19 protein-coding genes are annotated in these 24,765 nt (G+C 70.7%); 10 read left to right on the top strand and 9 right to left on the bottom strand.

The genetic code is table 11. The features are described 5' to 3' along the window. Positions 1-9: 9 nt before the first annotated feature. Positions 10-837: a dienelactone hydrolase family protein gene (locus tag D7X96_RS06415; protein ID WP_120546940.1), complete on the top strand. Its 828-nt coding sequence runs from the start codon at positions 10-12 to the stop codon at positions 835-837. 19 nt (positions 838-856) lie between these two features. On the opposite strand, the gene D7X96_RS06410 is transcribed toward D7X96_RS06415, so the two are convergent. Next, the gene (locus D7X96_RS06410) at positions 857-2,995 is read right to left on the bottom strand and encodes a WD40 repeat domain-containing protein (protein ID WP_121769252.1); all 2,139 of its coding nucleotides are present in this window, start codon (positions 2,993-2,995) and stop codon (positions 857-859) included. A gap of 245 nt (positions 2,996-3,240) precedes the next feature. Here D7X96_RS06410 and D7X96_RS06405 point away from each other — a divergent pair, with 245 nt between their 5' ends. From D7X96_RS06405 to D7X96_RS06385, 5 genes are all read left to right on the top strand, one after another. Beyond that, the gene (locus tag D7X96_RS06405) at positions 3,241-4,161 is read left to right on the top strand and encodes a hypothetical protein (RefSeq protein ID WP_121769251.1); all 921 of its coding nucleotides are present in this window, start codon (positions 3,241-3,243) and stop codon (positions 4,159-4,161) included. 11 nt (positions 4,162-4,172) lie between these two features. Beyond that, positions 4,173-5,510, top strand: a complete 1,338-nt coding sequence (locus tag D7X96_RS39905) for a hypothetical protein (RefSeq protein WP_158616152.1) — start codon at positions 4,173-4,175, stop codon at positions 5,508-5,510. Between the two features lie 4 nt (positions 5,511-5,514). Then, positions 5,515-6,699: an SGNH/GDSL hydrolase family protein gene (locus D7X96_RS06395; RefSeq protein WP_233609951.1), complete on the top strand. Its 1,185-nt coding sequence runs from the start codon at positions 5,515-5,517 to the stop codon at positions 6,697-6,699. Between the two features lie 207 nt (positions 6,700-6,906). After that, complete coding sequence (locus D7X96_RS06390; protein WP_121769250.1) at positions 6,907-7,728, top strand: DUF481 domain-containing protein; 822 nt, start codon at positions 6,907-6,909, stop codon at positions 7,726-7,728. Between the two features lie 27 nt (positions 7,729-7,755). Next, the gene (locus D7X96_RS06385) at positions 7,756-9,348 is read left to right on the top strand and encodes an AbgT family transporter (protein WP_120546945.1); all 1,593 of its coding nucleotides are present in this window, start codon (positions 7,756-7,758) and stop codon (positions 9,346-9,348) included. Positions 9,349-9,384: 36 nt separating this feature from the next. Here the strand turns inward: D7X96_RS06385 and D7X96_RS06380 are convergent, their stop codons facing one another. Beyond that, positions 9,385-9,942: a hypothetical protein gene (locus tag D7X96_RS06380; RefSeq protein ID WP_120546975.1), complete on the bottom strand. Its 558-nt coding sequence runs from the start codon at positions 9,940-9,942 to the stop codon at positions 9,385-9,387. 147 nt (positions 9,943-10,089) lie between these two features. On the opposite strand from D7X96_RS06380, the gene D7X96_RS06375 reads away from it, so the two are divergent. Next, positions 10,090-11,646 (top strand): leucyl aminopeptidase, encoded by a 1,557-nt coding sequence (locus tag D7X96_RS06375; protein ID WP_121769249.1) that lies wholly within the window; start codon positions 10,090-10,092, stop codon positions 11,644-11,646. Positions 11,647-11,656: 10 nt separating this feature from the next. On the opposite strand, the gene D7X96_RS06370 is transcribed toward D7X96_RS06375, so the two are convergent. From D7X96_RS06370 to D7X96_RS06350, 5 genes are all read right to left on the bottom strand, one after another. After that, positions 11,657-13,000, bottom strand: a complete 1,344-nt coding sequence (locus D7X96_RS06370; protein ID WP_121769248.1) for a DUF2254 domain-containing protein — start codon at positions 12,998-13,000, stop codon at positions 11,657-11,659. 11 nt (positions 13,001-13,011) lie between these two features. Beyond that, positions 13,012-14,538, bottom strand: a complete 1,527-nt coding sequence (locus D7X96_RS06365; protein ID WP_244219470.1) for an aspartate ammonia-lyase — start codon at positions 14,536-14,538, stop codon at positions 13,012-13,014. A 31-nt stretch (positions 14,539-14,569) separates the two neighbouring features. Further along, a complete protein-coding gene (locus D7X96_RS06360; protein WP_208647274.1) occupies positions 14,570-16,441 on the bottom strand; it encodes a bifunctional metallophosphatase/5'-nucleotidase in 1,872 nt (623 codons plus the stop codon). A 64-nt stretch (positions 16,442-16,505) separates the two neighbouring features. After that, positions 16,506-16,961, bottom strand: a complete 456-nt coding sequence (locus tag D7X96_RS06355; RefSeq protein ID WP_120546949.1) for a MarR family winged helix-turn-helix transcriptional regulator — start codon at positions 16,959-16,961, stop codon at positions 16,506-16,508. Beyond that, a complete protein-coding gene (locus tag D7X96_RS06350; protein WP_147468251.1) occupies positions 16,958-17,386 on the bottom strand; it encodes a hypothetical protein in 429 nt (142 codons plus the stop codon). Before D7X96_RS06350 ends, D7X96_RS06355 begins: the two co-directional genes overlap by 4 nt. A gap of 221 nt (positions 17,387-17,607) precedes the next feature. Here D7X96_RS06350 and D7X96_RS06345 point away from each other — a divergent pair, with 221 nt between their 5' ends. The 3 genes from D7X96_RS06345 to D7X96_RS06335 all read left to right on the top strand — a co-directional run bounded on the left by D7X96_RS06345 (position 17,608) and on the right by D7X96_RS06335 (position 21,765). Next, positions 17,608-19,461, top strand: a complete 1,854-nt coding sequence (locus D7X96_RS06345; protein ID WP_120546951.1) for a glycoside hydrolase family 15 protein — start codon at positions 17,608-17,610, stop codon at positions 19,459-19,461. A gap of 182 nt (positions 19,462-19,643) precedes the next feature. Next, positions 19,644-21,068, top strand: coding sequence for an RtcB family protein (locus tag D7X96_RS06340; protein ID WP_120546952.1), 1,425 nt, complete (start codon positions 19,644-19,646; stop codon positions 21,066-21,068). A gap of 190 nt (positions 21,069-21,258) precedes the next feature. Then, positions 21,259-21,765, top strand: a complete 507-nt coding sequence (locus tag D7X96_RS06335) for a DUF1993 domain-containing protein (RefSeq protein WP_120546953.1) — start codon at positions 21,259-21,261, stop codon at positions 21,763-21,765. Here the strand turns inward: D7X96_RS06335 and D7X96_RS06330 are convergent. Both D7X96_RS06330 and D7X96_RS06325 read right to left on the bottom strand, forming a co-directional pair. After that, on the bottom strand, positions 21,713-23,683 hold the full coding sequence (locus D7X96_RS06330) for a 2,3-oxidosqualene cyclase (protein WP_244219469.1): 1,971 nt from the start codon (positions 23,681-23,683) through the stop codon (positions 21,713-21,715). The genes D7X96_RS06335 and D7X96_RS06330 overlap by 53 nt on opposite strands. Beyond that, on the bottom strand, positions 23,680-24,726 hold the full coding sequence (locus tag D7X96_RS06325) for a phytoene/squalene synthase family protein (RefSeq protein WP_121769285.1): 1,047 nt from the start codon (positions 24,724-24,726) through the stop codon (positions 23,680-23,682). The genes D7X96_RS06330 and D7X96_RS06325 overlap by 4 nt, the downstream gene beginning before the upstream one ends. Positions 24,727-24,765: the final 39 nt, after the last annotated feature.

Here is a 24,765-nt window from a genome sequence, read left to right as displayed (position 1 = left end):
CGTCCGGGCATGCGAACCTCCGAAACGGACGCCACCGCCGATGATCCGCTCGATGACTTCGAGCGGCGGTCCATCACCCTCGATGCGGCCACGCGGACGGTCTACGTGGCCGGCCGCGGCCCCGCGGTCATCGTCATGGCCGAGATGCCGGGCATCAGCCCTCACGTCGCGCGCTTCGCGCGGTGGGTCCGGGATGCCGGCTTCACCGTGTACATGCCGTCACTGTTCGGGAAGGACGGAGCCTGGCCGCACGCGGAGGCGGGGCTCGCCGTGATGAAGCGCGCCTGCGTGAGCGCGGAGTTCCGCGCGTTCGCCGCGAACGCATCCAGCCCGGTGACGCAGTGGCTGCGTTCGCTCGCGCGCCTCGCGCACGGGGAATGTGGGGGCCCTGGCGTCGGCGCCATCGGCATGTGCTTCACCGGCAACTTCGCGCTCAGCATGATGCTCGAGTCGTCAGTGCTGGCGCCGGTGCTCTGCCAGCCCTCGCTGCCCCTGGATGCCCCGGGCGCCATCCAGATCGCCCCCGAGGAGGCCGCGGCCATCCGGGAGCGGCTGGAGCGGGAAGACCTGACGGTGCTCGCCTACCGCTTCGAAGGGGACCGCTACTGCACGGCGCAGCGCTTCGCGGCCTACGCCTCCGCGCTGGGTTCGCGCTTCGTCCCCAGGGTGCTGCCCGATTCGGCCGCGAACGCCAGGCCCCCGGCGTTCTTCGAACGGGTCGTCGGTGGGCCGCACAGCGTCGTGACGGCGCACCTCATCGACACAGCGGGAGAGCCGACGGCCGCGGCGCGTGATGAGATCCTGACCTTCTTCGCCCAGAGGCTCCAGCCGGGCTGACCCCGGCCGGGGCGCGCCTCTACTTCGGCGTGGGCACCTGGCGCTCGCTGTCCGCCGGGTCCCCTGGCGGTTCGAGCGGCACCGCCGGTCCAATCCAGAGGATGTCCCGGAAGGACAAGAGCCGCTCGCGGTACGAGCCGATGGGCGCGCGAGGGTGCAGGAGGATTCCCTCGTCGGAGACCTCCAGCAGGGCCCCGAGGGCGTACCACGTCCCGTACTGCGTCTGGCGCAGCAGCACGCCCTGGCCCAGATACGGCGTGAGGTTGGCGCGGCAGATGGCGGGGCCGTGCGTGAAGACGGGCTCGGCCTTGTAATGGTCCAGGGGCCGCGTGGGGGCCTGGTATTGCCTCAGGAAGCCCCACTTCCCGTGCCGGTCGTCTCGCGCTTCCAGGGTCTCGCCCTCGGGCACGGGGATATGCCGCTCCTCGAACGGGGCTTGCGCCAGGGGCGCGACGGAGAACGGTGCCCCGTCCTCCCAGCGCGCGTGCTGGGTCCCCACCGCCCAGCGCCAGGGCCAGGCATGACGTCCCCCCACGGAGAACATCAGCCGGGGCTCGAGCTTCTCCCGCGAGCCGGGGGGACACACCACGGTGCCGTCCGCCTGGGCTCGCGTGAAGTCCCAGCCGCGCTCGGTCGGGATGAAGCCCGCGGTGTCCTCCAGCCAGGGGTTCCAGTCGCTCGGGGGCGGCACGCGGCCCGGCTCCAGCTCCAACGAGGAGCGGAAGCGCAACGCTCCGGTCGTCACGTCCCAGAAGGCGATGTCGTGGTGCCCCGTCCCCACGAGCGTGTCGTCCGCGCCCCAGGCCAGTCCATCGATGCCGCTGGCGCCCTCCAGCCGCCGGAGCATCTTGGGCGAGCCCCCCACCTTCCACAGCTCGATCTTCCCCTCACGCAGCAGGCATGCGCCCATGGAGCCATCCGGCGACCAGGCCCAGCGGCCCAGGTCGCCACTCCTGGAGGACGGCCCGAACGCACGGCGCTTCAGGTCCACCACGCCCAGGAGCTTGCCGTTGTTGAAGAGGAGGACCTGCGGGAACTCGTAGCCGTTGATGAGCACGGCCAGGCGGCGGCCGTCGCGGGACCAGACGTATTCCTCGACCCCGTGAACGCGCACGTCGGCGTCCTTGCCCAGGTCGGTCATCGTCCGGCCGGTGTGTCCGTTGGCGAGCCGGGGCGGCTGGTCGCCGTAGGCCAGGCGGGCCCCGTCCGGAGAGAACGCCACCGGCAGCGTCAGTTCATCGAAGCGGTATTCGAGGTTGCCGCTCCCCACGTCGAGGGTGGAGGCGGACGGATGCGGTTCCGGCTCCGGGCCGGCGTTCGGCTCGAGCACGAACTCCTGTTTGCAATAGCCCTGGATGCGTGCGCCATCCGGGCTCCACCGCACCCAGGTATGCGGGCGCGACCTCGAAGGCTGTCCGTCCAACCGGGCCGGGCACCAGCGAAGGCCTTCACTGTCCTCGTTGACCCGGGTCCCTTCCCGGAACGGGACGATGCAGCCCAGCGCGCCGTCCGGCCCGGGGGTGGAGATGAACAGCTGCTTTTCATCCGGAGACCAGCACCACGCGGGCAGGTGCCCCGTGTTCGCCACGTGGGCGGGATTGATGACCGACCCCGCGGGCGGCGAGCCCCACCGCCGGGTGAGGTCCGCGGTGAAGGAAGGCAGCGTCCCGGCGAAGGCCCGCAGCACGCCGATGACGACGTTGTCCAGGATGACGCCGAGCCACGCGCCTGACGGCGACCACTGGAGACAGGAGGGCTCCCGCGCCGAGCCGACCAGCGTCGTCTCGAACCCGACGGCGTCGACCACGCGCCCCGTCGCCAGCTCCCAGATGCGCACGTCGCCTCCGTGCGATTCATCGAGGCGGTTGCTCGCGATGGCGAGGTGCCGTCCATCCGGGCTGAGCGCGAAGCAGCGCTGCATGCCGATGTAGCGCGGGGTCTCCAGGAGCCGGGCCCCCGCGGCCAGCACCTTGCCGGAGAAGCGCCGGTGGACGTCCGTGACGCCGTGCTCACGCTCCAGCCGCAGGAGCCGCTCCCGCAGCGGCGCCAGGTCCCGGCCGGGCTCGAAGCCGCTGAAGTCGGCCTGTTCCACCAGCGCTTCGAGCTCCGCGTCGGAGCAGTCCACCAGCTGAGAGAGGTTCGCGAAGGGTCCTGGCATTGGACGGACGATACCGCCGCCCCCCTGCCCGAGGGCAGCCCCTCACGCTGCTCAAAGCAATGGCAAACAAAACAAACAATCCAGTGAATCCAATGATTGTAAAGACAGCCCCCCTGGACCGGGGTCGTGGGTCCCGGAACACCTCTCCCCCGGCTCTCGGGTGACGACTGGCAGTCCGTTTACAATCCAACACTCCATCACTAGGCTGCCGCGCAATGCCGCATGCGCGATTGATTGGTCTCTTCATGCTGGTGGCGGTCCTCGCGTTGCCTGGAATTGCCCACGCGCAGACCGTTGTCGGCCTCTACCCCATCCAGGGAAAGCTCGAAGCCGGGCCCCGCGCTGACGCGGAAGGGCTCATCGTGTCCGGCGTCCGTGCCAGTGAGCGACGCTTCGGGTCGTTCATCCTGCGCGGTCCCGTGCCGCTGGAGGCGTCGTGCGACCCCCAGCCGACGACGGAGTGCCTGGCGGCGGCCAGCAAGGGCGGCGCGACCCTCTACGCGGAAGGAGCGATGGCGGCGGACGGGGTGGTCACCGTCACCATGACGGTCATCCGCGGCACGCAGCGCACGCGGCCCATCAGCTTCCGCTTCATCCCGGGTTTTTTGGACCTGCGGCCCGCGCACTTCGCCATCGACCAACTGGAGAAGGCCTACGCGGAGCTGAACGCGCCCGCCGCGGACACCACCGCCCCCACGCCCGGGCCCGCTCCGGTGGAGCCCAGGGCGGACGCCCCCGTCGCGGCGCGGCAGCAGGCCCCCGCCCCCGAGCCGGCCGCCGTGGAGGAGGAGCCGGCGCCCCTCACCGCCGAGTCGCCCTACGTGGACGATGAAGCGCCCGCGCCGCGGTCGTCCGGGTGGATGCGGAAGGCGGGCGTCTACACGGCCATTGGCGGCGCGGTGCTGGTGGGCGCGGGTGGCGCCTTCGGTCTGCGCAGCCGCAGCCTGAACAACGACCTGTCGACCCGCTACACGGAGGGGCGCCTGGTGGCGGGGGACCGCTCCAGGTTCGACCAGGCGAAGTCCTCCAGCCTGCTGGCGAACACGCTGATGATTGGCGGCGGCGTCGCCGCGCTGACCGGGCTCACCCTCTGGGGTCTGTCCGGGGTGTCGTTCGATACGGATGGCCGCGGCGGCGGCAAGCTCAACGTGGGGGGCCGGTTTTGATTCGTGCATGCATGGTGGGGGTGGTGCTGTTGCTGACAGCGTGTACCAGCACGTCCGAGGGCCTGTGCGAGTCCGCCAAGGACTGCCTTCCGGGCCTGAGCTGCCAGGAAGGCGTCTGCGTCGGGTGCGGCGGTGACGGCGAGTGCAATGCCTGGGAGGCCTGCACGACGGACCGGCGCTGCGAGCTGCGCGCGGGGCGGTGCGCGAAGAACGCGCATTGCGAGGCGTGGGAGACGTGCAACGCGGACAACACCTGCGTGCTGGCGGCGAGCGCGTGCACGTCCTCGGCGGACTGCAAGGCCCATGAGACCTGCGACGAGACGCAGAAGCTGTGTCTCCTCCAGGAGGGCCGGTGCAACAGCAACACGGACTGCGAGTCGGGCTATCTCTGGGCGGCGACCTGCGACGCGGACAACCGGTGCCACAGCGAGCCGGTGGCCGGCAACGACGTGCTCATCTGGGGCACGCTCTCCGAGGGCGCCTGCTACCGGGACGCCATCGCCAGCGTCCTGAGTCCCTCGCGCGTGCAGGTGGGCTTTGGCTGCGGCGCCGGCAGGCCCGATGCGACGGTCTCCCCCAGTGGCCGCATCTACTACGTCGACGATGGCATGGGCCCGAACCGGCTCCGGGTCTTCGTTCCGGATGGCTTCCCCATCAAGGACGGTGCGCACACCTACCCCGACGAGGGTTTCAAGAACGACCCCGTGGTTCCGACGCCCGGGTGCCCGGCGGACGTCGGCATCCGGACCTTCATCATGCAGGCGGGCACCGGCTCCATCATCTACAACTGCACGGAGGACAAGGCAGGCTGGCGGTACTACGACACCCACGGGGCGGTCGTGACGGACCAGCAGTATCCGGTCGCGTGGAACGCGGAGAACTACCTCCTCATTCGGGGCGACTACGGCACCGCGAGCGTGCAGGCCCCGGACCGGACCACGGTCCTCCCGGTCGTGGGATTGCCGGACAGATGGGCCTATATCGATGCGCGTGCGGACTCGACGGGGTTCCGGATGGCGCTCACCGACTCCAGCTCCACCAGCCGCCAGCAGCTGTGGCACATCTCCAATCAGGGCCAGGCGACCCTCGTGGGGACGTATGGCGCGTACCCGGAGCACGCCCTCTCCTACGCCGGAGGCGGAGGGGTCCTGGACAACGCGGGTGCGCTCGTCGCCCAGTCCAGCCGCGACGTGTCGACCGTCGACCTGGTCATCAGGCGGACGCCGGACGGCGCCCCCGGGGTTATCATCTACGCCGAGGACGAGTCCCCCGCGAAGGTGAACTGGCAGGCGGACTACAAGGTGAACTTCATCTTCATGCACGGCTCGTATCTCTTCGCGGGACCCTGACCCCATGTCCACACGAGGACTCCAGGCCGTCTGGCTCTGCACCGGCCTCTTGCTGGCCGCGTGCACGGCCCCCTCCCCCGCTCCGGGAGACCCTTCCATGCCATGGGTGAGCATTCCGGCCTCGGACGCGCGGGTGCGCTACGTGGGCCGGACGTACCGCTCTGAATCCGGCGTCGTCTTCGCCCATCCCGGCGTGACGGTTCGCGCGAGCTTCTTCGGCGACGCCGTGCGGATGCGGCTGGACGACGCGGGCCCGGGCGGCGACGTGGGGACCAACCACTTCGACATCGCGGTGGACGGCGCACCGCCCACGCTGCTCGCGGTGCGGCCCGGCCAGGGCAGCTACGTGCTGGCCACGGGACTCCCCGTGGGCCTCCACACGGTGGAGGTCATCAAGCGCACCGAGTCCATGGTGGGCGTCAGCACGCTGCTGTCGCTCGACGTGCACGGCGAGTTCCGGGAGCCGCCCCCTTCGCACACGGGGCTTCGGATGGAGTTCGTCGGGGACTCCATCACCTGCGCCTACAGCACCGACGCCACCTTCATCCCGGCGTTGGCCTTCTCCGGGATTCCCTCCTTCACGTCGAAGAACCAGAATCCCAGACGTGGCTACGCCTGGCTCACGGCGAAGGCCCTGGGCGCTGAGGCCACGTTCGTCTGCTATTCGGGCCACGGCGTGTACCGCAACCTGGACCAGACCACGTCCGGGCTGATTCCCGCCATCTACGAGCGCGCCGTTCCGGACCATCCCGCCGCCTGGGACTTCTCCACCGGCTCGCCGGACGTCATCGTCCTCAACGCCGGCACCAACGACACGTTGGCGGGCACGGGCACCGCCGCGTTCCTGCCGGACGAAGCGGCCTTCAAGTCCGCCTACCGGGCCTTCCTCGCGCGGCTCCGCGCGCTGCATCCCCGCGCGCACATCATCTGCACGTTGGGCAGCATGACGGATGGTTTCAAGCGCCAGGAACAGCAGGGCGTGGTGACGTCCGTGCACGCCGGCGAGTGGATCTCCCAGCTCGTGGCGGAGCGGCGGCAACAGGGCGACACCCGCATCCACCGCCACGCCATGGCCGTGCAGAACCGCTTCATGGACGGCGTTGGCGAGGACTGGCATCCGTCCGCCGCCACGCACCAGAAGATGGCGGAGTCGCTGAGCCGGTTCATCCAGGACGTCGTGCGCCCCTGAACCGGGCGCCCCCAAACCCAATCCTCATCACGTTCTGACGAGCGGCGGCGCAAGGGTGCCATCCCCTGGCATGCCTGCCTGTGATTGCCGCACGCAGGGTGCGTGTCGAAGGTTGCGTGGAACCCGAGGAGGCCTCCGAGAACCACCGAGGCCGCCCCTCCCCCAGCACACCGGGACGGGCAGGGCTCCTCCTTCCCCAAGGCACCCATGAGTCCATTCTTCGTCCTCATCGCGGCCATGGCCCAGACGCCCACGCCTCCTCCCGACGCGGAGGACGCCTCCTCTCCGGCCTCCGTCGCGGCGGCGGCCGAGGACGACGAAGAGGAGGAAGGGCCCTGGACGGGTTCGTTCGGGCTGGGGGCCTCCTTCTTCTCCGGCAACAGCCGCGCCTTCACCCTCACGGGCGATGCCCTGGCGGAGTACGACTCGCCGGTGTGGGCCCTCACCCTGGAGGCGGATGGCGCGTACGGCAACGCGGCCGCCGAGGGTGAGGAGGAGCGGGAGGACACGGCGAAGACGCTCGGCGGCTGGGCGCGCGCGGACTACCGCTTCACGCCCCTCTTCAGCGTCTACGGCTTCGCCGGCGCGGAGGCGGACCAGCCCGCCAGCCTGGAGCTGCGCGTGGAGACGGAGCTGGGCGTCGGCCTCACGGTCCTGGAGCGCAAGAAGAAGGAGAAGGAGCTCTTCCTGCGCACGTACCTGGGCGCGGGCTACGCGAAGGACCGCCGCTTCCAGTACTTCCCCACGCGCGAGAACCTGCCGGACGTGACCCTGTGGTCGCCCGCCGTGGGCGTGGCGTTCCGCTACGACATCAACGAGCGGGTGCACCTGCGCGAGGACGCCATCCTCCTGCCGGACATCTTCGGGGACACGCGCGTGCTCCTGGACTCCACCACGAAGCTGTCCGTGCACCTGACGGACCGCTTCGCGTTCACCACGTTCTTCGAACTGCAACACGACAGCGTCCCCGCGCAGGGCAAGGTCCGGACGGATACCTCGCTTTCGGTGGGCGGCGAGCTGGAGCTCTGAGCGGGATTGGAAAGGAGCAGCACTCCCATGGCCAAAGCGGCTCATTTCGACGACATCCAGGCCCCCGGCGAGGCGAAGAAGAAGCAGCGCCAGGCGCCGCCGAAGAAGAAGGGCATGGAGCGGGTGCTCGACGCCATCGAGCGGGTGGGCAACAAGGTGCCCCACCCCGCGGTCATCTTCGTCGCGCTGATTGCGCTGGTGATGGTGCTCTCCCACCTCTTCTACCGGCTGGGCGCGAGCGTCACCTACGAGACCATCAACCCGGACACCCACCAACTGGAGGAGACGACCACCGCCGCGAAGAGCCTGCTGACGGGCGAGGGCCTGCGCTTCATGTTCGCGGGCGTCGTGCAGCACTTCATGGACTTCAACGCGGTGGGCGTCATCATCGTCGCCATGCTGGGCGTGGGCGTCGCGGACGCGGCGGGCCTGGTGGGCGCGTTGATCCGCAAGCTGGTGGCCGTCGCTCCGGCCCGGGCCCTCACGTACATCCTGGTGTTCGTGGGCATCCTGTCCAGCATCGCCGCGGATGCCGGCTACCTGGTGCTGATTCCCCTGGCGGCGGCGGCGTACCTCACCGTGGGCAGGCATCCGCTCGCCGGGCTGGCGGCGTCGTTCGCCGGTGTCGCCGCGGTCTTCACCGTCAACATCCTCATCAAACCGCTGGACGGCATCCTCACGGAGATCACCAACGACGCCATCCACATCATGGCGCCGGAGCGCTCCATCGACCTGACGGCGAACTTCTGGTTCTCCGTCGCGTCGGTGGTGATGCTGACCCTCGTGGTGTCGCTCATCAGCGACAAGCTGATTGAACCCCGGCTGGGTGAATACAAGGGTGAGAAGCCGGCCACGACGGGCGCGAAGCTGTCCCCGGAGGAGTCGCGCGGGCTGAAGTTCGCGTTCTGGGGGCTCGTGGGCGTGCTGGTGTTCTTCGGGCTGCTGGCGCTGCCGCCGGGGGCGCCGCTGCGCAACCCGGAGACGGGCGCGCTCGTCGGGGACTCGCCGTTCATGAACGGCCTCATCGTCGCCATCACCGTGCTGTTCCTGGTGACGGGGGCCGCCTATGGCGTGGGCGCGGGGACGCTCAAGAACAGCGTGGACGTCATCAAGGCCATGGAGAAGGCGGTGGCCGGACTGGGCGGCCTCATCTTCCTGCTCTTCATCATCAGCCAGTTCATCGCCCTGTTCACCTACACGAACATGGCGACCCTCGCGGCCGTGAAGGTGGGCGACGCGCTGGAGCACGCGGGCCTGGGGGCGCTGCCGCTGCTCGTCGGGTTCGTGCTCGTCGTGGCCGTGCTGGACCTCATCATGACGGGGGCCATTCCGAAGTGGGCCATCTTCGCGCCCGTGTTCGTGCCGCTGCTGATGCGGCTGAACGTGGACCCGGAGGCCGTGCTCGCCGCCTACCGCGTGGGCGACGGTCCGTTCAATGCCATCTCACCGCTGAACGCCTACTTCGCGCTCATCGTCACCTTCGCCCAGAAGTACCAGAAGGACGCGGGCGTGGGGACCGTGGTGGCCTTGATGCTCCCGTACGTGGTGGTGGTCTTCGCCATCTGGATTGCGCTGCTGGTGGCCTGGCAGGTGCTGGGACTGCCCTGGGGGCTCGGGTAGGCGGCGGAAAGCGCCGCCCCCCGGATGCCCCGGCCGTCAGCGCCGCGCGTCGCGCCGGCCCTGGGTGCGGCGGCCCCTGGTGGAGGCCGCGACCTGCCGCTTGAGGGAGGGAAAGCGCTCCTGCTTCAGGGCGCCTCCCTGCTTCTGGCGGGACTTGCGCTGTCCCGGAGCCTTCGCGGTGCGGCCGGCGGCGCGCGGGCGGCGCGCGGGCTTGCGGCCTCCGGTGGCCACGCGCGTCGTGCGCCGGGAGGCAGGGCGGCTCGCGGCGCGGGTGCGGACCTGCTCCTTGCGCTCCAGCAGGGCGAGCCGCTTCTCGAAGCGCTCCAGGGTGAGGGCGAAGTACTGCGCCTTCTGGAGCGTGTTGCGGTTGCCTTCCGCGCGGCGGGAGCGCGAGGGCGCCGTCTTGCGAAGCGCCTCCCTGCGCTGGCGTTGCGCGGCGTCCTGGTACTTCTCCATCAGGCGGCGCGTGCGCTGGATGCGGCCGCGCAGCTCGCGGGGCGACAGTTCGGCCAGGTTGCGTGGCGCGCTGGACAGGACGAGCTGGGCTTCGCGCTCGGTGAGCAATGACATCCGCTTCGACGGCAGTGTTCGCATGGGCTTTTCCCCCTCCATGAGGATGGCGTGGCGGAACATCCACACCGGCCATCCGCCGGCAAACCGCTCCCGGAGGCAGGGGCGAGTGGCCTTCTGGATGTTGCACCCTCCTGGAGCCGTGCCCAGTTCCTCCAACAGGAGGCTTCCATGTTGACCTCGTTTCATTCGCGCGCGCAGGCCGAGTTCCACCCCGCTCCTTCCATTGAACCGCCGGAGGAGACGAAGCTCGCCGTCTCACCCTCCCTCCCCAAGGATGCCGGCTGCGTCGGCACCTTCGTGGGGACGGGCGAAGGGGTGAAGGGCGCCGGCGTCGACGCCGCGTTCCTCAAGGCGGCGGGCTTCGAGGGCAAGGCCGGCCAGACACTCGTGGTCCCCCAGAAGGACGGTCCGCCGCTCGTCGTCGTCGGCGTGGGCGGGAAGGCCGGGCTGGATGCCGGAAGGCTCCGGGACGCGGCCGCCGCGTTCGCGCGCGCCGTGGGCCAGCAGACGCGGCTCGCGCTCCAGCTGCCGGAGCTGGGGAGCGTCCCGGTGGAGCTCGCCGCGCAGGCCCTGACCGAGGGCGTGCTGCTCGCCCGCTACCGCTACCGGCCCTACAAGCGGCAATCGGAGCAGGAGCCGCCGCTCGAAAGCCTGACGCTCGTCGCGGGCCAGGAGGACACGGACGCGGTGGAGCAGGGCATGGTGCGCGGGGGCATCCACGCGCGGGCCACGGCGTTCGCGCGCGACCTGGCCAACGCGCCCGCCACCCTGCTGACCGCCGCGCGCATGGCGGAGGTGGCCGAAGGCCTGGCGAAGCGCTGCGGCCTGGAGGTCGAGGTCTTCGACGGAGAGGCCCTGGCCCGGCTCGGGTGCGGCGGGCTGCTGGGCGTCAACGCGGGCAGCGCGGAGCCTCCGCGGATGATCAAGCTGACGTACACGCCCGGAGGCAGCAAGGGCGAGGCCGTGCAGCCCGTGGGCCGCGTCTCGCTGGTGGGCAAGGGCATCATGTTCGACTCGGGCGGCCTGGGCCTGAAGCCCAACGACCTGGTCCACGCGACCATGAAGGGCGACATGTCCGGCGCGGGCGCCATCCTCGCGGCGATGACGGCGCTCAAGTCCCTGGGCTGCCGGACGGCGGTGACGGCGTACCTCATGTGCACCGACAACATGCCCTCGGGCACGGCCATGAAGCTGGGGGACGTGCTGACGGTGCGCGGCGGCAAGACGGTGGAGGTCATCAACACCGACGCGGAAGGGCGCCTGGTGATGTCCGACGCGCTGGTGCTGTCCACCGAGCAGTCCCCCCGCCCCGACGCCATCGTGGACATCGCCACGCTCACCGGGGCGTGTCAGCGCGCGCTGGGGCTCCTGAGCGCGGGCGTCCTCGGCAATGACCAGGCGCTCGTGGAGCAGGTGAAGGACTCCGGCGAGCGCACCGGCGACACCGTGTGGCAGCTGCCGTTGGACCGGCGCCTGCGCCCGGAGCTGGAGTCGGAGGTGGCGGACCTGAAGAACGTGGGCGGGGAGAACGCCGGGGCCATCACCGCGGGCCTCTTCCTGGAAGAGTTCGTGGGCGGGCTGCCGTGGGCGCACATCGACATGGCGGGCACGGCGCGGGCCGAGCGCGACAACGCCTGGCGCAGCAAGGGCGCGACGGGCTACGGCACGCGCCTGCTCATCGACTTCCTCATGGGCTTCAAGCCCACCCGCGAAACGCGCCACTGAGAAGCGCGCGTCAGTCCGGCAGCCAGTCCGCGCGTCCCCGCTCGACGCGCGTGCGGCGCTCGCCCTGGAAGGAGGCCCGCACGCGCTCCGCCTGGGCGAGCAGCCGGTGGAACCGCGCCTGGTCCGGGGACGCCTGGACCTCCGCGAGCACGCGGGCCAGGAGCGAGTGGGCCGCGGCGCGGTCCTCCACGTCGCGCGCGGCCAGGCCCACGGTGAGGGCGATTTGAAGCACCTCCTCCAGCACCTCCGGGTCGCCCCCCGCGGAATGCAGGGGGCCGTCCACGGCGAGGAAGAGGTAGTCGCGCAGGCGCAGCGCCACCAGGGAGACGCGAACCCGGCCATCCGGGTCCACGACGTTCCAGTCCCCCTGCGGCAGGCCCGCCAGCCGGCGCATCACCGAGCGGATCTGCTGGAGCGCCTGGCGCGCCGTGTACGGGTCGTTCGAGGACGAGTTCAGCGCCCGGTTCGCCACGTCCACGAGGATGCGCAGCCCCAGGGAGGGGTCGCAGTCCGGCTCGCGCGCCGCGGTGATGATCAACGTGGAGGTGAGCTCCTGGAGCACGTGGGCATCCAGGGGCCCCCCGCCGTCCGCCACCACCCAGCCGACGACGTCCCCCTGGTCGATGTACTCGCCCACGGTGATGCAGACGCGGACCCGCACGCCCCACCTGCGCGCGAGCCGCGTGAGGGCCTGGAGGTCCACGTCCGCGAGGTAGCCGGAGGCAGCGGCCAGGAGCGCGGGCGCATCCGGCGGCAGCCGCAGGGCCACGGCGGGGTTGAGCGGCAGCCGCCTGAGCCGGGCCTGGATGCGCCGCTCCGTCGCGGAGACGATCAGGTGCTGGACGAGCCCGAGCACGCGCTCCACGCGCAGGAAGCGGAAGGTGCGGACCAGGAAGACGATGAGCAGGCACAGCGCGACCACCATCAGGAAGATGGCCACCGACAGCACGGGCCGGGGCCTGACGCCGTGGTCCTCGATGACGCCCAGCTCCCGGATGGCCGCGAGGATGAAGCTGCTGGAGAGGGCGAAGAACGGCAGGGCCCGGCGCAGCGGCGCGCTCTTCAGGTAGATGGGCACCAGCCGCGGCGAGTACTGGTTCGCGGCGGACTGGATGAACGGCGCGTTCAGCGACAGGACGATGGTGAGCACGGTGATCTGGAATCCGAGCAGCGCCCCCAGCGCGCCCCGGGTGTCGTCCAGGTCGCCCGGCCACGCATGCCCGAAGATGCCCGGCGCCGTGTCCGACTGCACGCGGGCGAGCGCGATGCCCAGCACCACGCCCGCGGCAATCACCCCACCCAGGACCCACCAGTAGGGCTCGCGGAAGAACCGGCGCAGGAGGCGGACGGACATGCGGCCCCCGCCTACGGCGTGCCCTCTTCTTCCGGGGCCGCCACCGGCTGGCTCCGGGTCAGCCGCTCCACGGTGAGCAGCTCCGCCAGCTGCTCGCGCGTCAGCAGCCCGGCGGACACCACCAGGTCCGCGATGCGGGCGTTGGTGGCCAGGGCCTCCCTCGCCAGCCGTGCCGCGGGCGCGTAGCCGATGTGCGGAATCAGGGCGGTGATGACGCCCACGAAGGACTCCATCTGGCGCTCCAGCCGCTCCTTGTTGGCGGTGATGCCCCGCACGCAGTTGACGCGCAGCGTGGCCATGGCGGCGGTCATGTACTTGAGGTTTTCGAAGAGCACGTGGGCCATCACCGGCCCGAAGGCGTTGAGCTGCAGCTGCCCCGCCTCCGCGGCCATGGTCAGCGTCACGTCGCCTCCGGCGACCACGAACGCCACCGCGTTGACGACCTCCGGAATCACCGGGTTCACCTTGCCCGGCATGATGCTGGAGCCCGCCTGCACGGGCGGGAGGTTGATTTCGTTGAAGCCCGCCTGGGGGCCGGAGCCCAGCAGCCGCAGGTCATTGCAGATCTTCGACAGCTTCATCGCGGTGCGCTTGAGGGTGCCGGACACCTCCATGAAGGCGCCCACGTCCGGGGTCGCCTGGATGAGGTTCGACGCGGTGACGATGGGCCGCCCGGTGATGTCCGCCAGGTGCTGGCGCACGGCCTCCGCGAAGCGCGGGTCCGCGGCGATGCCCGTTCCAATCGCCGTGGCCCCCAGGTTGACCTCCTCCAGGCGGCGGATGACGGTCTCCAGGCTGGTGTGCTCCCGGGCCAGCGTGATGGCGAAGCCCTCGAACTCCTGCTGGAGCGTCATGGGCACGGCGTCCTGGAGCTGCGTGCGGCCAATCTTCACGATGCCCGCGAACTCCTCCCCCTTGTCGCGGAACGCCTGCTCCAGCAGGTGGAGCTCCGCCAGCAGGCGCTCCAGGGACAGCATCAGCCCGACCTTGAGCGCCGTGGGGTAGGTGTCGTTGGTGCTCTGGCTGCGGTTCACGTGGTCATTCGGGTCCAGGTGCGCGTAGTCGCCCCTGGGGCGGCCGGCCAGCTCCAGGCCCCGGTTGGCGATGACCTCGTTGAAGTTCATGTTCGTGGAGGTGCCCGCCCCGCCCTGCATGACGTCCACGATGAACTGGTCGTGCAGCCCGCCGGACTTGATGTCCTCGCAGGCCCGGTCGATGAGCGAGGCCCGCGTCGCGTCCAGCACGCCCAGCTGCGCGTTCGCGCGCGCCGCGGCCTGCTTCACGCACGCGTAGCCGAAGAGCAGGTCGGGATGGATGGAGATGGGGCGCCCGCTGATGGCGAAGTTGTCCAGCGCGCGGCTGACGTTGATGCCCCAGTAGGCGTCCGCCGGGAGCCGCCGGGAGCCCAGGCCGTCCGTTTCGGTCCGGGGCCAGGCGCCGTCCGGCGTCAGCGTGTGGATGCTCTTCTGGAACGTCTCTTCCGCGCGCGGGTCGGCCATCACCGCGAACGTAAGGACGCGGGACGCCCGGAGGGACATGCCCTCCGGGCTCCCCGGAGCGTCCCCTCCCTCACTTCACGGGCGCGCACTTCGCGGGGCCGAGCGTGGCCTGGAAGTAATGCGAGTACAGGTCCGGCGTGAGCGTGAAGTTGCAGGTGTTCACCGCGTCCGGCGACAGGTTCTGGTGCTCCTGCATGTAGCGCGCGACGTAGTCCCGCACGCCGTCCGCGGAGGACCACAGCAGGGTGCCCTCCTTGAACATGCTGTAGCCGCCTCCGCCACCGCCGCGGTAGTTGTTCACCGCGATGCGGAAGAGCTGGTCGTCCCGCACGTCCTGGCCGTTGAAGCGCAGGTGCGTGAGCCGCGAGCCCGCGGGCTTCGTCAGGTCATAGCCGTAGTCGATGTGCGAGTAGAGGTCCCAGTTGTAGTCCGCGACCACGGGCGTGGTGGCCTTCGCGTCCGCGGGCTTCACGGGCAGGTTGGCCGGGTCCAGCTGCTTGAAGTACAGCGTGTTCATCTCCAGCGCGCGCCGGAGGATGGAGCCGTTGATCTCCATCACGTACAGCGTGTTGTCGTAGATGTAGACGCTGTAGGCGTCACGCAGGGTGACGTCCCCCTTGGGCAGCGCGACGTCATTGGAGAACAGGGCGGTCGCGGACAGGTCCACGGGGAAGCCGGCCTCCTTCGCGGCCTCCTCCTGCACGATGTTGAGCAGGTCCGCCAGCGCGCTGTCCACGTAGCGGCCGGGGAAGCCGCCCGTGAAGGCCTCCGTGGTGCTGCCAATCTTCTGGTTCACGTAGGCCACCGTGGTGTCGTGGGCGGCCTGGGTGAGCTGCTTGACGTTGGCATCCTCCGCCACCGTCTCGTCCACCGCGTGGAGCTTCGAGTCGTGCGCGTCCACGCCCCAGCGCTCGCCGCTCCAGGTGACGTTGAGCTGCACGTCGGCCAGGTGGCTGCCCCAGCGGTTGGGCTGGGTGAGGAGGACCTCACGGCCATCCTGCTGCTTCAGCAGCATCTTCGGGATGGGCTGGTGGGTGTGGCCGGTGAGGAGCACGTCCACGTCCGCCACCTGCTGGGCAATCTGCACGGCCTGGTTCTCGGCGGTGAGGTTGCCGCGGTCGGTCCACTTCGTGGGGTCCGCGTAGTCCGCGAGCCACGACTCGGGGCTGGACGCGCTGCCCGTCGGCTGCTTGTCCGGGCCGCCGTGGATGGCCACCACCACCACGTCCGCGCCCGCCGCCTTCATCTTCGGCACGTAGGTCTTCGCGATCTCCAGCGGTTCATCGAAGCGCAGCCCGGTGATGTTGTCCTTGCGCTCCCACGTGGCCACGCCCGGCGTCACCAGGCCGAGGATGCCGACCTTCACGTCGCACACCGTGGTGATGACGTACGGGGTGAAGGCCTCCGAGCCGTCCGAGCTCTTGCGCACGTTGGCGCCGAGCAGGGGGAAGTTCGCCTCGCCCTTGAACTTGTTGAGGACGTCCTGGCCGTAGTTGAACTCGTGGTTGCCCATGGCCATGGCGGCGTAGCCCAGCTCGTTCATGGCGGTGGCCATGGGGTGCTTGGACGCGTTGTCCACCTGGGCGTAGTAGGTGCCCAGCGGCGACCCCTGGATGGTGTCGCCGGTGTCCACGAGCAGCGTGCAGTCCGGGTTCTTCGCGCGCTCCTGCTTGATGAGCGTGGCCACCTTGGCGAGGCCGCGCTTCGCGTCCGGCTTCCCGGTGAAGTAGTCCCACGGGAAGATGTTGGTGTGCAGGTCGCTGGTCTGCAGCAGCGTCAGCGTGCGCGGCGACCGGTCCACCGGAGGCGGTTCCACGGGCGGGTCGTCGTTGGAGTCACAGGCGGTCAGCAGCGAGCTGGCGCCCACGAGACAGAACGTGCCGGTGCGCAGCGCGCGCAGCAGGAAGGAGGAGCGGTTCACGAGGCCTCGAGCTTGAGTCATGCCGGAAGGAAATCTTCCGGAGGGTCGCGCACCCTACCCCACTGCTCTGACATTCCGTCTGGATTCACCCGGCCGTGGAGTCGAGGTTGGCCACCACGCGGTGCAGGAGCGACATGAAGGTGGCGCGCTCGCGTTCGCTGAAGCCCGCCGTCGCCTGCTCCGCGACCCGGGCCAGCTGGGCCTTGGCTTGCGGCAGGCGCCCGCGGCCCTTCGCGGACAGCGAGATGCGGGTCGCGCGCTTGTCGTCCGGATGCGGCTCGCGCTGGATGAGCCCGTCGCGCTCCATGCGCGTGAGGAGCGCGGCCATGGTGGGCTGCTCGACGTGCGCGTACTCCGCCAGCTGCTTCTGCAGGAGCGGCCCCTGCTCCTCCAGCGCGATGGCCACCGGCAGGTAGGCCATGCCGAACTCGAGCGGCCGCAGGCGCTGCTCGAAGTGGCGCATCAGGAGCCGGGACGCGTGGTTGATCCAGAAGGTCGGGACGGCTTCCGGGTCCCACGGGGGGGCGCTCCTGGGGCTCATTGCAGGTTCCCGGAGCTGTCCTCCGGCCCCTCGTCCGCCGTGGGGTAGGCGGAGACGGCCAGGGCGATGCCCTGGTCCGCGAACCACCGGACGTCGTCGGGCGGGAAGTGGATGGAGCTGGCGAAGTGCAGCGCGCTTCCGACGAACAGCCCGAAGTCCACGACGCAGGGCACGGCCAGCTGCCGCAGCTCCGCGAGCAGCGGGGCCAGCAGCTCCAGCTGCCGGCGGGCGGCGACCACGGGCCCGTGCAGCGTGCCCTCCCCGTCCGGCACCAGGGTGACGTTGAAGCCGGACGTCGAGTGCCGCCCCTGGCGCCGCTGCTCGCCCTGAAGCCAGACGGCATCCGGGTGGCATTCCGGGAAGCGATCCAACACGGACGCCACATCGAATTCCGGGGCCTGGGCCCTTAGGACAGCCACCGTCATGAGCGCGCTCCCTTCCAATCCACCGTGCCAGCCATTCCCATGCGGGCTCCTGGGGTCTGGGGTCATATCGCAGCCGGGGCAGGAACCGCTTCGCCGCCGTTCCTGCTTTGTTCAGGCGCACGTCCCGTGTGGCCCCTGTCCGCTGCCTCCCCTGGGGATTTCATCCGGGGTGCCGGCGCCTACCTTTTCCGTGCCCCCTCACACAATCCGGGAGTCACGCCATGATTTCGACAGAGTCCGAGTCCTCACGAACGAAGGAGGCGCCCAGGACAGGCTGGGGAGACAAGACCCGGGCGGAGCCCGGCCTGCTCATTGAAGACCATGCGCTCCTCGGAGACCTCTACACGGCCGCGCTCGTGGGCCGGGATGGCTCCGTCGACTTCCTCTGCCTCCCGGACTTCGACTCTGACGCGTGCTTCACGTCCCTGCTGGGGACTCCCGACAACGGCCGGTGGAAGCTCGCGCCCAAGGCGGCCGTGCGTGACGTGCGGCGCCGCTACCGCGGCAAGACCCTCATCCTGGAGACGGAATTCGAGACGGACACGGGCGCGGTGCGCGTCGTGGACTTCATGCCCATCCGCAAGGGAAGCCCCCACCTGGTGCGCTGGGTGGAGGGGGTCCGGGGCACGGTGGAGATGCGCTCCGAGCTGCGTCCCCGGTTCGCCAACGGCTACACCGTCCCCCTGGTGGGCAGGCGGGATGGGAGTTCCTCCGCCGTCGCCGGGCCGGATGCCGTGTTCCTGCGAGGCGGCACCAGCGAGGATCCACCGCCCTTCGAGTCGGAGTTCACCATCCAGGCCGGCCAGCGGGTCCCCTTCGTGCTCTCCTGGGCCCGGCCCTACGACGGCGTCCCCGAGGCGCTGGATCCCGAGACCGCCCTGCGGGAGACGGAGGCCTATTGGGAGGACTGGGCCTCGCGGCTGCGGCTGCCCCCCCAGCACCAGGACGTGGTCATCCGCTCGCTGATCACCCTCAAGGCGTGCAGCTACCAACCGTCGGGGGCGCTGGTCGCCGCGCCCACCTTCGGGCTCCCGGAGACGCCGGGCGGGGAGCGCAACTGGGACTACCGGTTCTGCTGGATCCGCGACTCGGTCCTGACGCTGAACGCGTTCATGCGCGCGGACCTCACGGACGAAGCGGGCGCGTTCGGCAACTGGCTGGAGGACGCCATTGGTGGCGCGCCGGACCAGCTTCAAATCATGTACGGCATCCGGGGCGAGCGCCGCCTCACCGAGGTCACCCTGGACTGGCTGAAGGGCTACGAAGGGGCCCGGCCCGTGCGCATCGGGAACGGGGCCTACTCGCAGTTCCAGCTCGACGTGCTCGGTGAGTTCGCCGCGGTCCTCTACATCCACGCGCAGCTGGTGGGCAAGCTGTCGGAGCGTGGAGGCAAAGCGCTCAAGGCGCTCGCGAAGCGCGTGTCCGAGGTCTGGACGGAGCCGGACCACGGCATCTGGGAGATGCGCGGCCCGAAGCAGTCGTTCACCGCCTCCAAGGTGTCGGCGTGGATCGTCATCGACTGCTGGGTCCGCGCCATCGAGAAGTACGGCCTGAAGGAGGACAAGGCGCCGTGGGTGAAGCTGCGGCAGGCCATCCACGACGAGGTCTGTGAGAAGGGCTACGACGCGAAGCGCGGGACGTTCACGCAGTACTACGGCTCGAAGGGAGTGGACGCGAGCCTGCTGTTCATCCCGCTCAGCGGGTTCCTCCCGCCGGAGGATCCCCGCATCGCCGGGACGGTGCGGGCCATCGAGGAGGAGCTGATGCCCAAGGGGCTGGTGCTGCGCTACCGGACGGAGGCGGGCACCGACGGGCTCGCCGGCGAGGAGGGCGCCTTCCTCGCCTGCTCCTTCTGGCTCGCGAACACCTACCACCTCCTGGGGCGGACCGAGGACGCGCAAAAGCTCTTCAACAAGGTGGCGGGGCTCCGCAACGACGTGGGGCTGCTCGCCGAGGAGTACCTGCCCGGGGAGCGCAGGATGATTGGCAACTTCCCCCAGGCGTTCAGCCATCTGGCGCTCGTGAACAGCGCCTACTTCCTCGACGAAGGAACCAAGGCGACGATGTACTCGTAGGCGAATCCCCTTCCGTGGCGACGCCCCTCCCGCACGTGCCTTGTCAGGCCGCGCGGGCTGGGGCGTCCCAGGGAGCGCGGACGCTCCGGCGTCCCGGCCGCGGCTGCTGACCCGAGGTCTCGAATCCATCGCTCACGTCCCCCGGGCCTTGAAGTCCGCCCGGGTCAGATTCCGAGAAGGTCATGCAGCCGAAACTGAACCGGCTCCTGCGGGCGCTTGCCCGCGAGGGGCTCGACGTTGCTTACGACGGTCGTGTCTACACGGTCCGCCTCCAGGCGGATCCCCATGCCCCACCCGCTGAAGTCCTCCTTCCACCGGACCTGCCGGTGGAGGGCAAGGCGCTCCAGCAGCTCGCGGCGCTCGCCGCGCTCCACCATCCCGACGGCGGGCGCGTGAAGCAGGTGCGCGCGACGCCGGACTTCCATCCGGGGGACTCCGGGGTGGCCATCGGGTCGGTGGTCCACACGGAGGGCCTGGTGGTCCCCGGCGCCGTGGGCACGGACATCAACTGCGGGATGCGCCTGCACGTCGCGGACATCCCGGTGGAGGCCTTCCTCGCCCGCCGCGACGCCTTCGTGGAGCGGATGAAGGGGCACTATTTCTTCGGCACGCGGGACGTGGCCCAGGGCTCGCGCGCCCTGGAGGCGCTGCTTCGTGACGGCCTGCCCGGCTGGCTCCTGGAGACGGAAGGCCAGCCCCTGGGCATGGCCGCCCGGATGGACCTGGGCCAGCTGGACCGGGAGGCCGCGCGGGTCCACCTGGGCGGCGCGCTGGAGGGAGACCCGGCCTGGGCGCCCACCGGGCTGCGGCGGGAGGGCGTGGTGCGCGACCCGGGGCTCGCGACGATTGGTGGAGGCAACCACTTCGTGGAGGTGCAGCGGGTGGAGGCCGTGGTGGACCGCGCGCGGGCGTGGGCCTGGGGCGTGAGGGAGGGGCAGCTGGCGTTCATGGTGCACTCGGGCTCGCGGGACATGGGCAAGCACGTGGGGCGCGCCTGGCAGGAGCGGGCGCGCGCGGCGTGGCCCGTGGGGGCGCCGCACCCGGCGAGCGGCATCTTCCCGCTCGCGGATCCGGTGAAGGTGCGCGAGTACCTGAAGGCGGAGGCCACGGCGGCCAACTACGCCTTCCTCAACCGGCTGCTGCTCGCGGAGCTGGTGCGGCAGACGCTGCGGGAGCTGTTCGGGGACGTGGAGGCGCCGCTCGTCTACGACGTGCCCCACAACATCACCCTGCCCTGGGAAGGCGGCTGGCTGGCGCGCAAGGGGGCCTGCCCGGCGGAGGAGGACCAGCCGGTCATCATCCCCGGCTCCATGGGCGCGACGTCGTACCTCATGCGGGGCCTGGGCAACGCGAAGGCCCTGGCGTCGGCGTCGCATGGGGCGGGCCGGGCGCACTCGCGCTTCTCCATGTCGCGCGGGGGCGCGAAGCACCGGGAGGAGGACCTGGGCCTCACCGGGGTGGACTGCATCGCGCTGAGGGCCGAGCGGCGCATCGAGGAGGCGCCGGCCGCCTACAAGCCCATTGGCCCGGTGGTGGCCTCCCAGGTGGACGCCGACATCGTCCGGGAGGTGGCCCGGCTCAAGCCGCTGATGACCTTCAAGGCCTGAGGGACGGCTCGCCCCTGTCGCGGGCCAGCTCGCCACGGGCCCGGAGCCGCTGGCGGCAGAGGCATGTTGGCGGGCCATCTGGTCATCAGCTACTGACGCCGCGCGTGACGCGGGGCGTCCGGTTCGAGGGGGCCGGACGCCCCGTGGATTCGCTCGCGCGCCAGGGGCGGTCCCGTTAGCTTGCGCGCCCATGTACTTCGAACTCTTTTCGCAGATGAAGAAGCAGCTGGGGCAGTTGAGCAAGTGGTTGGACACGGCCGCGGCCCACGCCAAGGCGAAGCCCTTCGACCCGAACCTCTATCTGAACTTCCGGCTGGCGCCGGACCAGCTGCCGTTCGTGCGGCAGGTGCAGATTGGCTGTGACGCCGCGAAGCTCGCGGCCTCGCGCTTGTCAGGCAAGCCCGCGCCGTCGCACCCGGACACGGAGCAGACGCTGGAGGAGCTGGGCGCCCGCGTCCGGTCCACCCTCGAGTACCTGGACACCTTCACCGCGAAGGACTTCGAGTCCGCCGCCGGGCGCGTCATCTCCCATCCCCGCTGGGAGGGCAAGGTGATGAGCGGCGCGGACTACTTCCTGGAGAACGCCGTCCCCAACTTCTTCTTCCACCTCACCACCGCGTACGCGCTCCTGCGCCACAACGGCGTCAACCTGGGCAAGGCGGACTACCTGGGGTCGCAGAGCCTTCGCGCGCCCTGAAGCCTTCCGCCCGCCGCTCCCCCACCGACAGCGCCCACAGCGGGAAGATGCGCAGGTAGGCGTCGTAGTGGATGGCGCAGGTGCGGCTGAACACGCCGGCCAGGGGCTCCGGGGGCCACTGGCCCTCGGCCTCTCTTGAACGCAGCCAGGCCACGCCCCGCCGCGTGGCCTCGGCGTGCGCGTCCCCCGCGGCCACCAGGGACATCACGGCCCACGACGTCGTCACCGCGTGGCCCGTGCGCCCCTCCACCCAGCGGCGCTCGCGGCAGGCCTGGATGGACTCGCTCCAGGAGCCGTCCTCGCGCTGGTGGGCCTTCAGGAACGTCACGGCCTTGCGCAGCGCGGGGTCCGCCGGGCCCGCGCCCGCGGCCACCAGGCCCGTGACGGCGAACCACGTGCCATAGCTGAAGCACACGCCCCAGGACCCCTCCCAGCTCCCATCCGGGCGCTGCTGACGGCGCAGGAAGTCCGCGCCCCTCGCGATGGCCCGTTCCACCGGAGCCTCCGTCGCCTCCGGACGCGCGCCGCGCCACGCCGCCAGCGCCTGCACGCAGGCCGACGTGCACTCCACGTAGCTGGGGTCCACCATGATGCCGGCGAAGACGTCCGAGGGATTGAACCGCTCCAGCCAGCGCGGCCCCCGCTGCCGCTCGTAGGTCGCCCAGCCGCCGTCCCGGTTCTGCAGGGACAGGATGAACGCCACGGCCTGCTCCAGACGCTCGCGCGGCACGCGGTTGAGCCCCAGCGGCTCCAACAACAGACACGCCTTCAGCGCCTCCGCCGTGCAATCGCTGATGGGCCAGCCGTGCGCGCGCGTGCTGAAGGGCCACCCTCCCCGGCTGGGATGCCGGTGGTGTCTCGTGGCGCCGGGCGAATCCTCCAGCACCTGCTGCGCCTCCAGGAAGCGGCCCGCGCGCGCCAGCGTGTCCCGCGCCCAGATGGACTCCCCGGAGGCCACCAGCGCCTGCACCGCGAAGGCGGTGTCCCAGAGCTGGGAGGAGTTGTAGCCATTGACCGAGATGCCCTCGCGCGTCCGCTGGAGGTAGTCCGGCAGGCGCTCCAGGTGGGCGCGCACCTCCGGGCCGTCCGGCCGCGCCACGTGCCACACCACCATGTCGAGCACCTTGTTGATGGGCCCGATGCAGACGAAGTGCGTCGCCTCGTCCTCGCCGCGAATCAGCGCCAGGGACTCCTCCAGCGCGCGTGAGCGCAGCCGCTTCGAATGGAGGCGCTCGTACAGGCCCAGCACGCGGTGCACGGCGCGCAATGCCAGTCCATGGGGGGTGTAGGCGTCGGACCCGGACACCCGCTCGCGCGCCGCCTCCCAGTCCACGTCCGCGTAGGGCCGGGCGTACAGCTCCCGCCGCAGCTCGGCCAGCAGCGGCGTCTGGGGGGCGCGGACGCGGCGGCCGTAGAGCCAGCCCATGGGCAGGTACACCATGCGGCAGTGACACCAGAGGCGGGAGGGATGGAAGGGCAGCGCGCGCGGCAACAGCCAGAGTTCGGGAGGCACGGGCGCCAGGCCTTCGTATTCGTAGAGACCCAGCAGGGCGAGGATGAACTTCCCCCAGGACGCGCTCCCCAGCGGGCCGCCCCGGGGAAGGAACCACGCCCGCGCGCGGACGAGGCCCGGATCCTCCGCGCCGACGCCCAGCAGCCGCTGCGCGACGTAGGTGAGCACCGTCGTGAACACGAGGCTGGGTGACTCCACGTCCAGCCCCCAGCCTCCGTCCGGGTTCTGGTGCGCGCGCATGTGGGCCACCATCCCGTCGCGGATGGACGCCTCCGGCGCGCGGCCCATCACATACAGCCCGGCCACGTACACCGGCCCCAGGAACAGCGGGCCGCTGTAGTCCCCCTTCCACGAGCCGTCCGGTGACTGCGTCCGGGCCAGCACGTCGCGAGCCCGCCGCGTCACCTCCAGGCCTCCGCGCCGTCCCGGGCCTCGCGTGAGCCTCCGGCGTAGAGCGCCCGCAGCGCCTCGTTGGACCCCACCCGCTCCTGCGTGAGCCGCATCAGCGTGGCCACCGTCTCCCGGGGAATCTTCACCGGCTCGGGCTCGAACACCGCGGGGTTGCCCTCCACCGCGTCGAGCGTCGCCGCCGCGAAGAACAGCGGATAGAGGCAGAACAGCCGCAGGCCGGGCTCCTCCACGGGCAGGGCCAGCGAGTACTCGAGCGCGACGTCCAGCTCCCTTCTCGCCACGGACACCAGCTCATCCATCAGCGCCACGGCGCGGCCCCGGAGTGACGGCAGGGCCAGCGTGGCGGGCGTGAGGCCGTGCGCGGCCATGCGGTCCCTGGGCAGCCAGCAGCTTCCCCGGTCCAGGTCCTCGCGCACGTCCTTCAGGATGTTGGTGAGCTGCAGGGCCCGGCCAAAGGCAGGCGCCCGAGGCATGAGCCACGGCTCGCGCCAGGCGACCCGGGGGGAGCTGGCGACGAAGAGCCCGGTCAGCATCTCTCCCACGACGCCCGCGACGTAATAGCAATACAGGAACAGGGCCTGGAGGTCGGGCAGCCCCATGACCTGCCCGCCCCCTCCGTGCACGCGCTGTATCTGTTTCATCCCGCCGGTCATCGTGCGCACGCACCGCGCGATGGGCGGGTGGACCCAGGAGGGAAGCGAGGCCAGGGTTTCGAGCACGGCCGGTGTCTGGGAAAGCAGCTCGGCCTCCGCCTCCGGCGCCTCGTCCCGCAGGGCGAGCCGCGCCTCTCGCGCGAAGGAGCGGGCACGGGCCTCCCAGCCCGGCTCCAGCGAGACGAGGGTTCCCAATTCGTCGAGCCATGCACCGTGGACCGCCCCGGGGGACTCGTCCTCCAGCGTGTCCGCGATGCGGCACAGCAGGTAGGCCACCGTCACCGCCAGGTCCAGGGGCTCGGGCAACAGCGGGATGTTGAGCGCGAAGGTCCGGGAGACCCGGGGCAATTGCGTGCGACAGAATGCTTCACCCTGCACCTTCATGCCTGCCTCCTCGCGCGTGCGGCGCCGCGCATGAATGGA

The organism is Corallococcus interemptor, assembly GCF_003668875.1.
Classification (GTDB): Bacteria; Myxococcota; Myxococcia; order Myxococcales; family Myxococcaceae; genus Corallococcus; species Corallococcus interemptor.
This window is presented reverse-complemented; position numbering and strand designations above follow the sequence as displayed.

Coding starts and splice junctions, on each gene's coding strand:
- D7X96_RS06390 (WP_121769250.1), top strand. CDS start 6,907: ATGAGTCCATTCTTCGTCCTCATCGCGGCCATGGCCCAGACGCCCACG.
- D7X96_RS06340 (WP_120546952.1), top strand. CDS start 19,644: ATGCAGCCGAAACTGAACCGGCTCCTGCGGGCGCTTGCCCGCGAGGGG.
- D7X96_RS06370 (WP_121769248.1), bottom strand. CDS start 13,000: ATGTCCGTCCGCCTCCTGCGCCGGTTCTTCCGCGAGCCCTACTGGTGG.
- D7X96_RS06405 (WP_121769251.1), top strand. CDS start 3,241: ATGCTGGTGGCGGTCCTCGCGTTGCCTGGAATTGCCCACGCGCAGACC.
- D7X96_RS06325 (WP_121769285.1), bottom strand. CDS start 24,726: ATGAAGGTGCAGGGTGAAGCATTCTGTCGCACGCAATTGCCCCGGGTC.
- D7X96_RS06375 (WP_121769249.1), top strand. CDS start 10,090: ATGTTGACCTCGTTTCATTCGCGCGCGCAGGCCGAGTTCCACCCCGCT.
- D7X96_RS06395 (WP_233609951.1), top strand. CDS start 5,515: ATGTCCACACGAGGACTCCAGGCCGTCTGGCTCTGCACCGGCCTCTTG.
- D7X96_RS06360 (WP_208647274.1), bottom strand. CDS start 16,441: ATGACTCAAGCTCGAGGCCTCGTGAACCGCTCCTCCTTCCTGCTGCGC.
- D7X96_RS06410 (WP_121769252.1), bottom strand. CDS start 2,995: ATGCCAGGACCCTTCGCGAACCTCTCTCAGCTGGTGGACTGCTCCGAC.
- D7X96_RS06335 (WP_120546953.1), top strand. CDS start 21,259: ATGTACTTCGAACTCTTTTCGCAGATGAAGAAGCAGCTGGGGCAGTTG.
- D7X96_RS39905 (WP_158616152.1), top strand. CDS start 4,173: ATGGTGGGGGTGGTGCTGTTGCTGACAGCGTGTACCAGCACGTCCGAG.
- D7X96_RS06355 (WP_120546949.1), bottom strand. CDS start 16,961: ATGAGCCCCAGGAGCGCCCCCCCGTGGGACCCGGAAGCCGTCCCGACC.
- D7X96_RS06350 (WP_147468251.1), bottom strand. CDS start 17,386: ATGACGGTGGCTGTCCTAAGGGCCCAGGCCCCGGAATTCGATGTGGCG.
- D7X96_RS06345 (WP_120546951.1), top strand. CDS start 17,608: ATGATTTCGACAGAGTCCGAGTCCTCACGAACGAAGGAGGCGCCCAGG.
- D7X96_RS06380 (WP_120546975.1), bottom strand. CDS start 9,942: ATGCGAACACTGCCGTCGAAGCGGATGTCATTGCTCACCGAGCGCGAA.
- D7X96_RS06385 (WP_120546945.1), top strand. CDS start 7,756: ATGGCCAAAGCGGCTCATTTCGACGACATCCAGGCCCCCGGCGAGGCG.
- D7X96_RS06415 (WP_120546940.1), top strand. CDS start 10: ATGCGAACCTCCGAAACGGACGCCACCGCCGATGATCCGCTCGATGAC.
- D7X96_RS06365 (WP_244219470.1), bottom strand. CDS start 14,538: ATGTCCCTCCGGGCGTCCCGCGTCCTTACGTTCGCGGTGATGGCCGAC.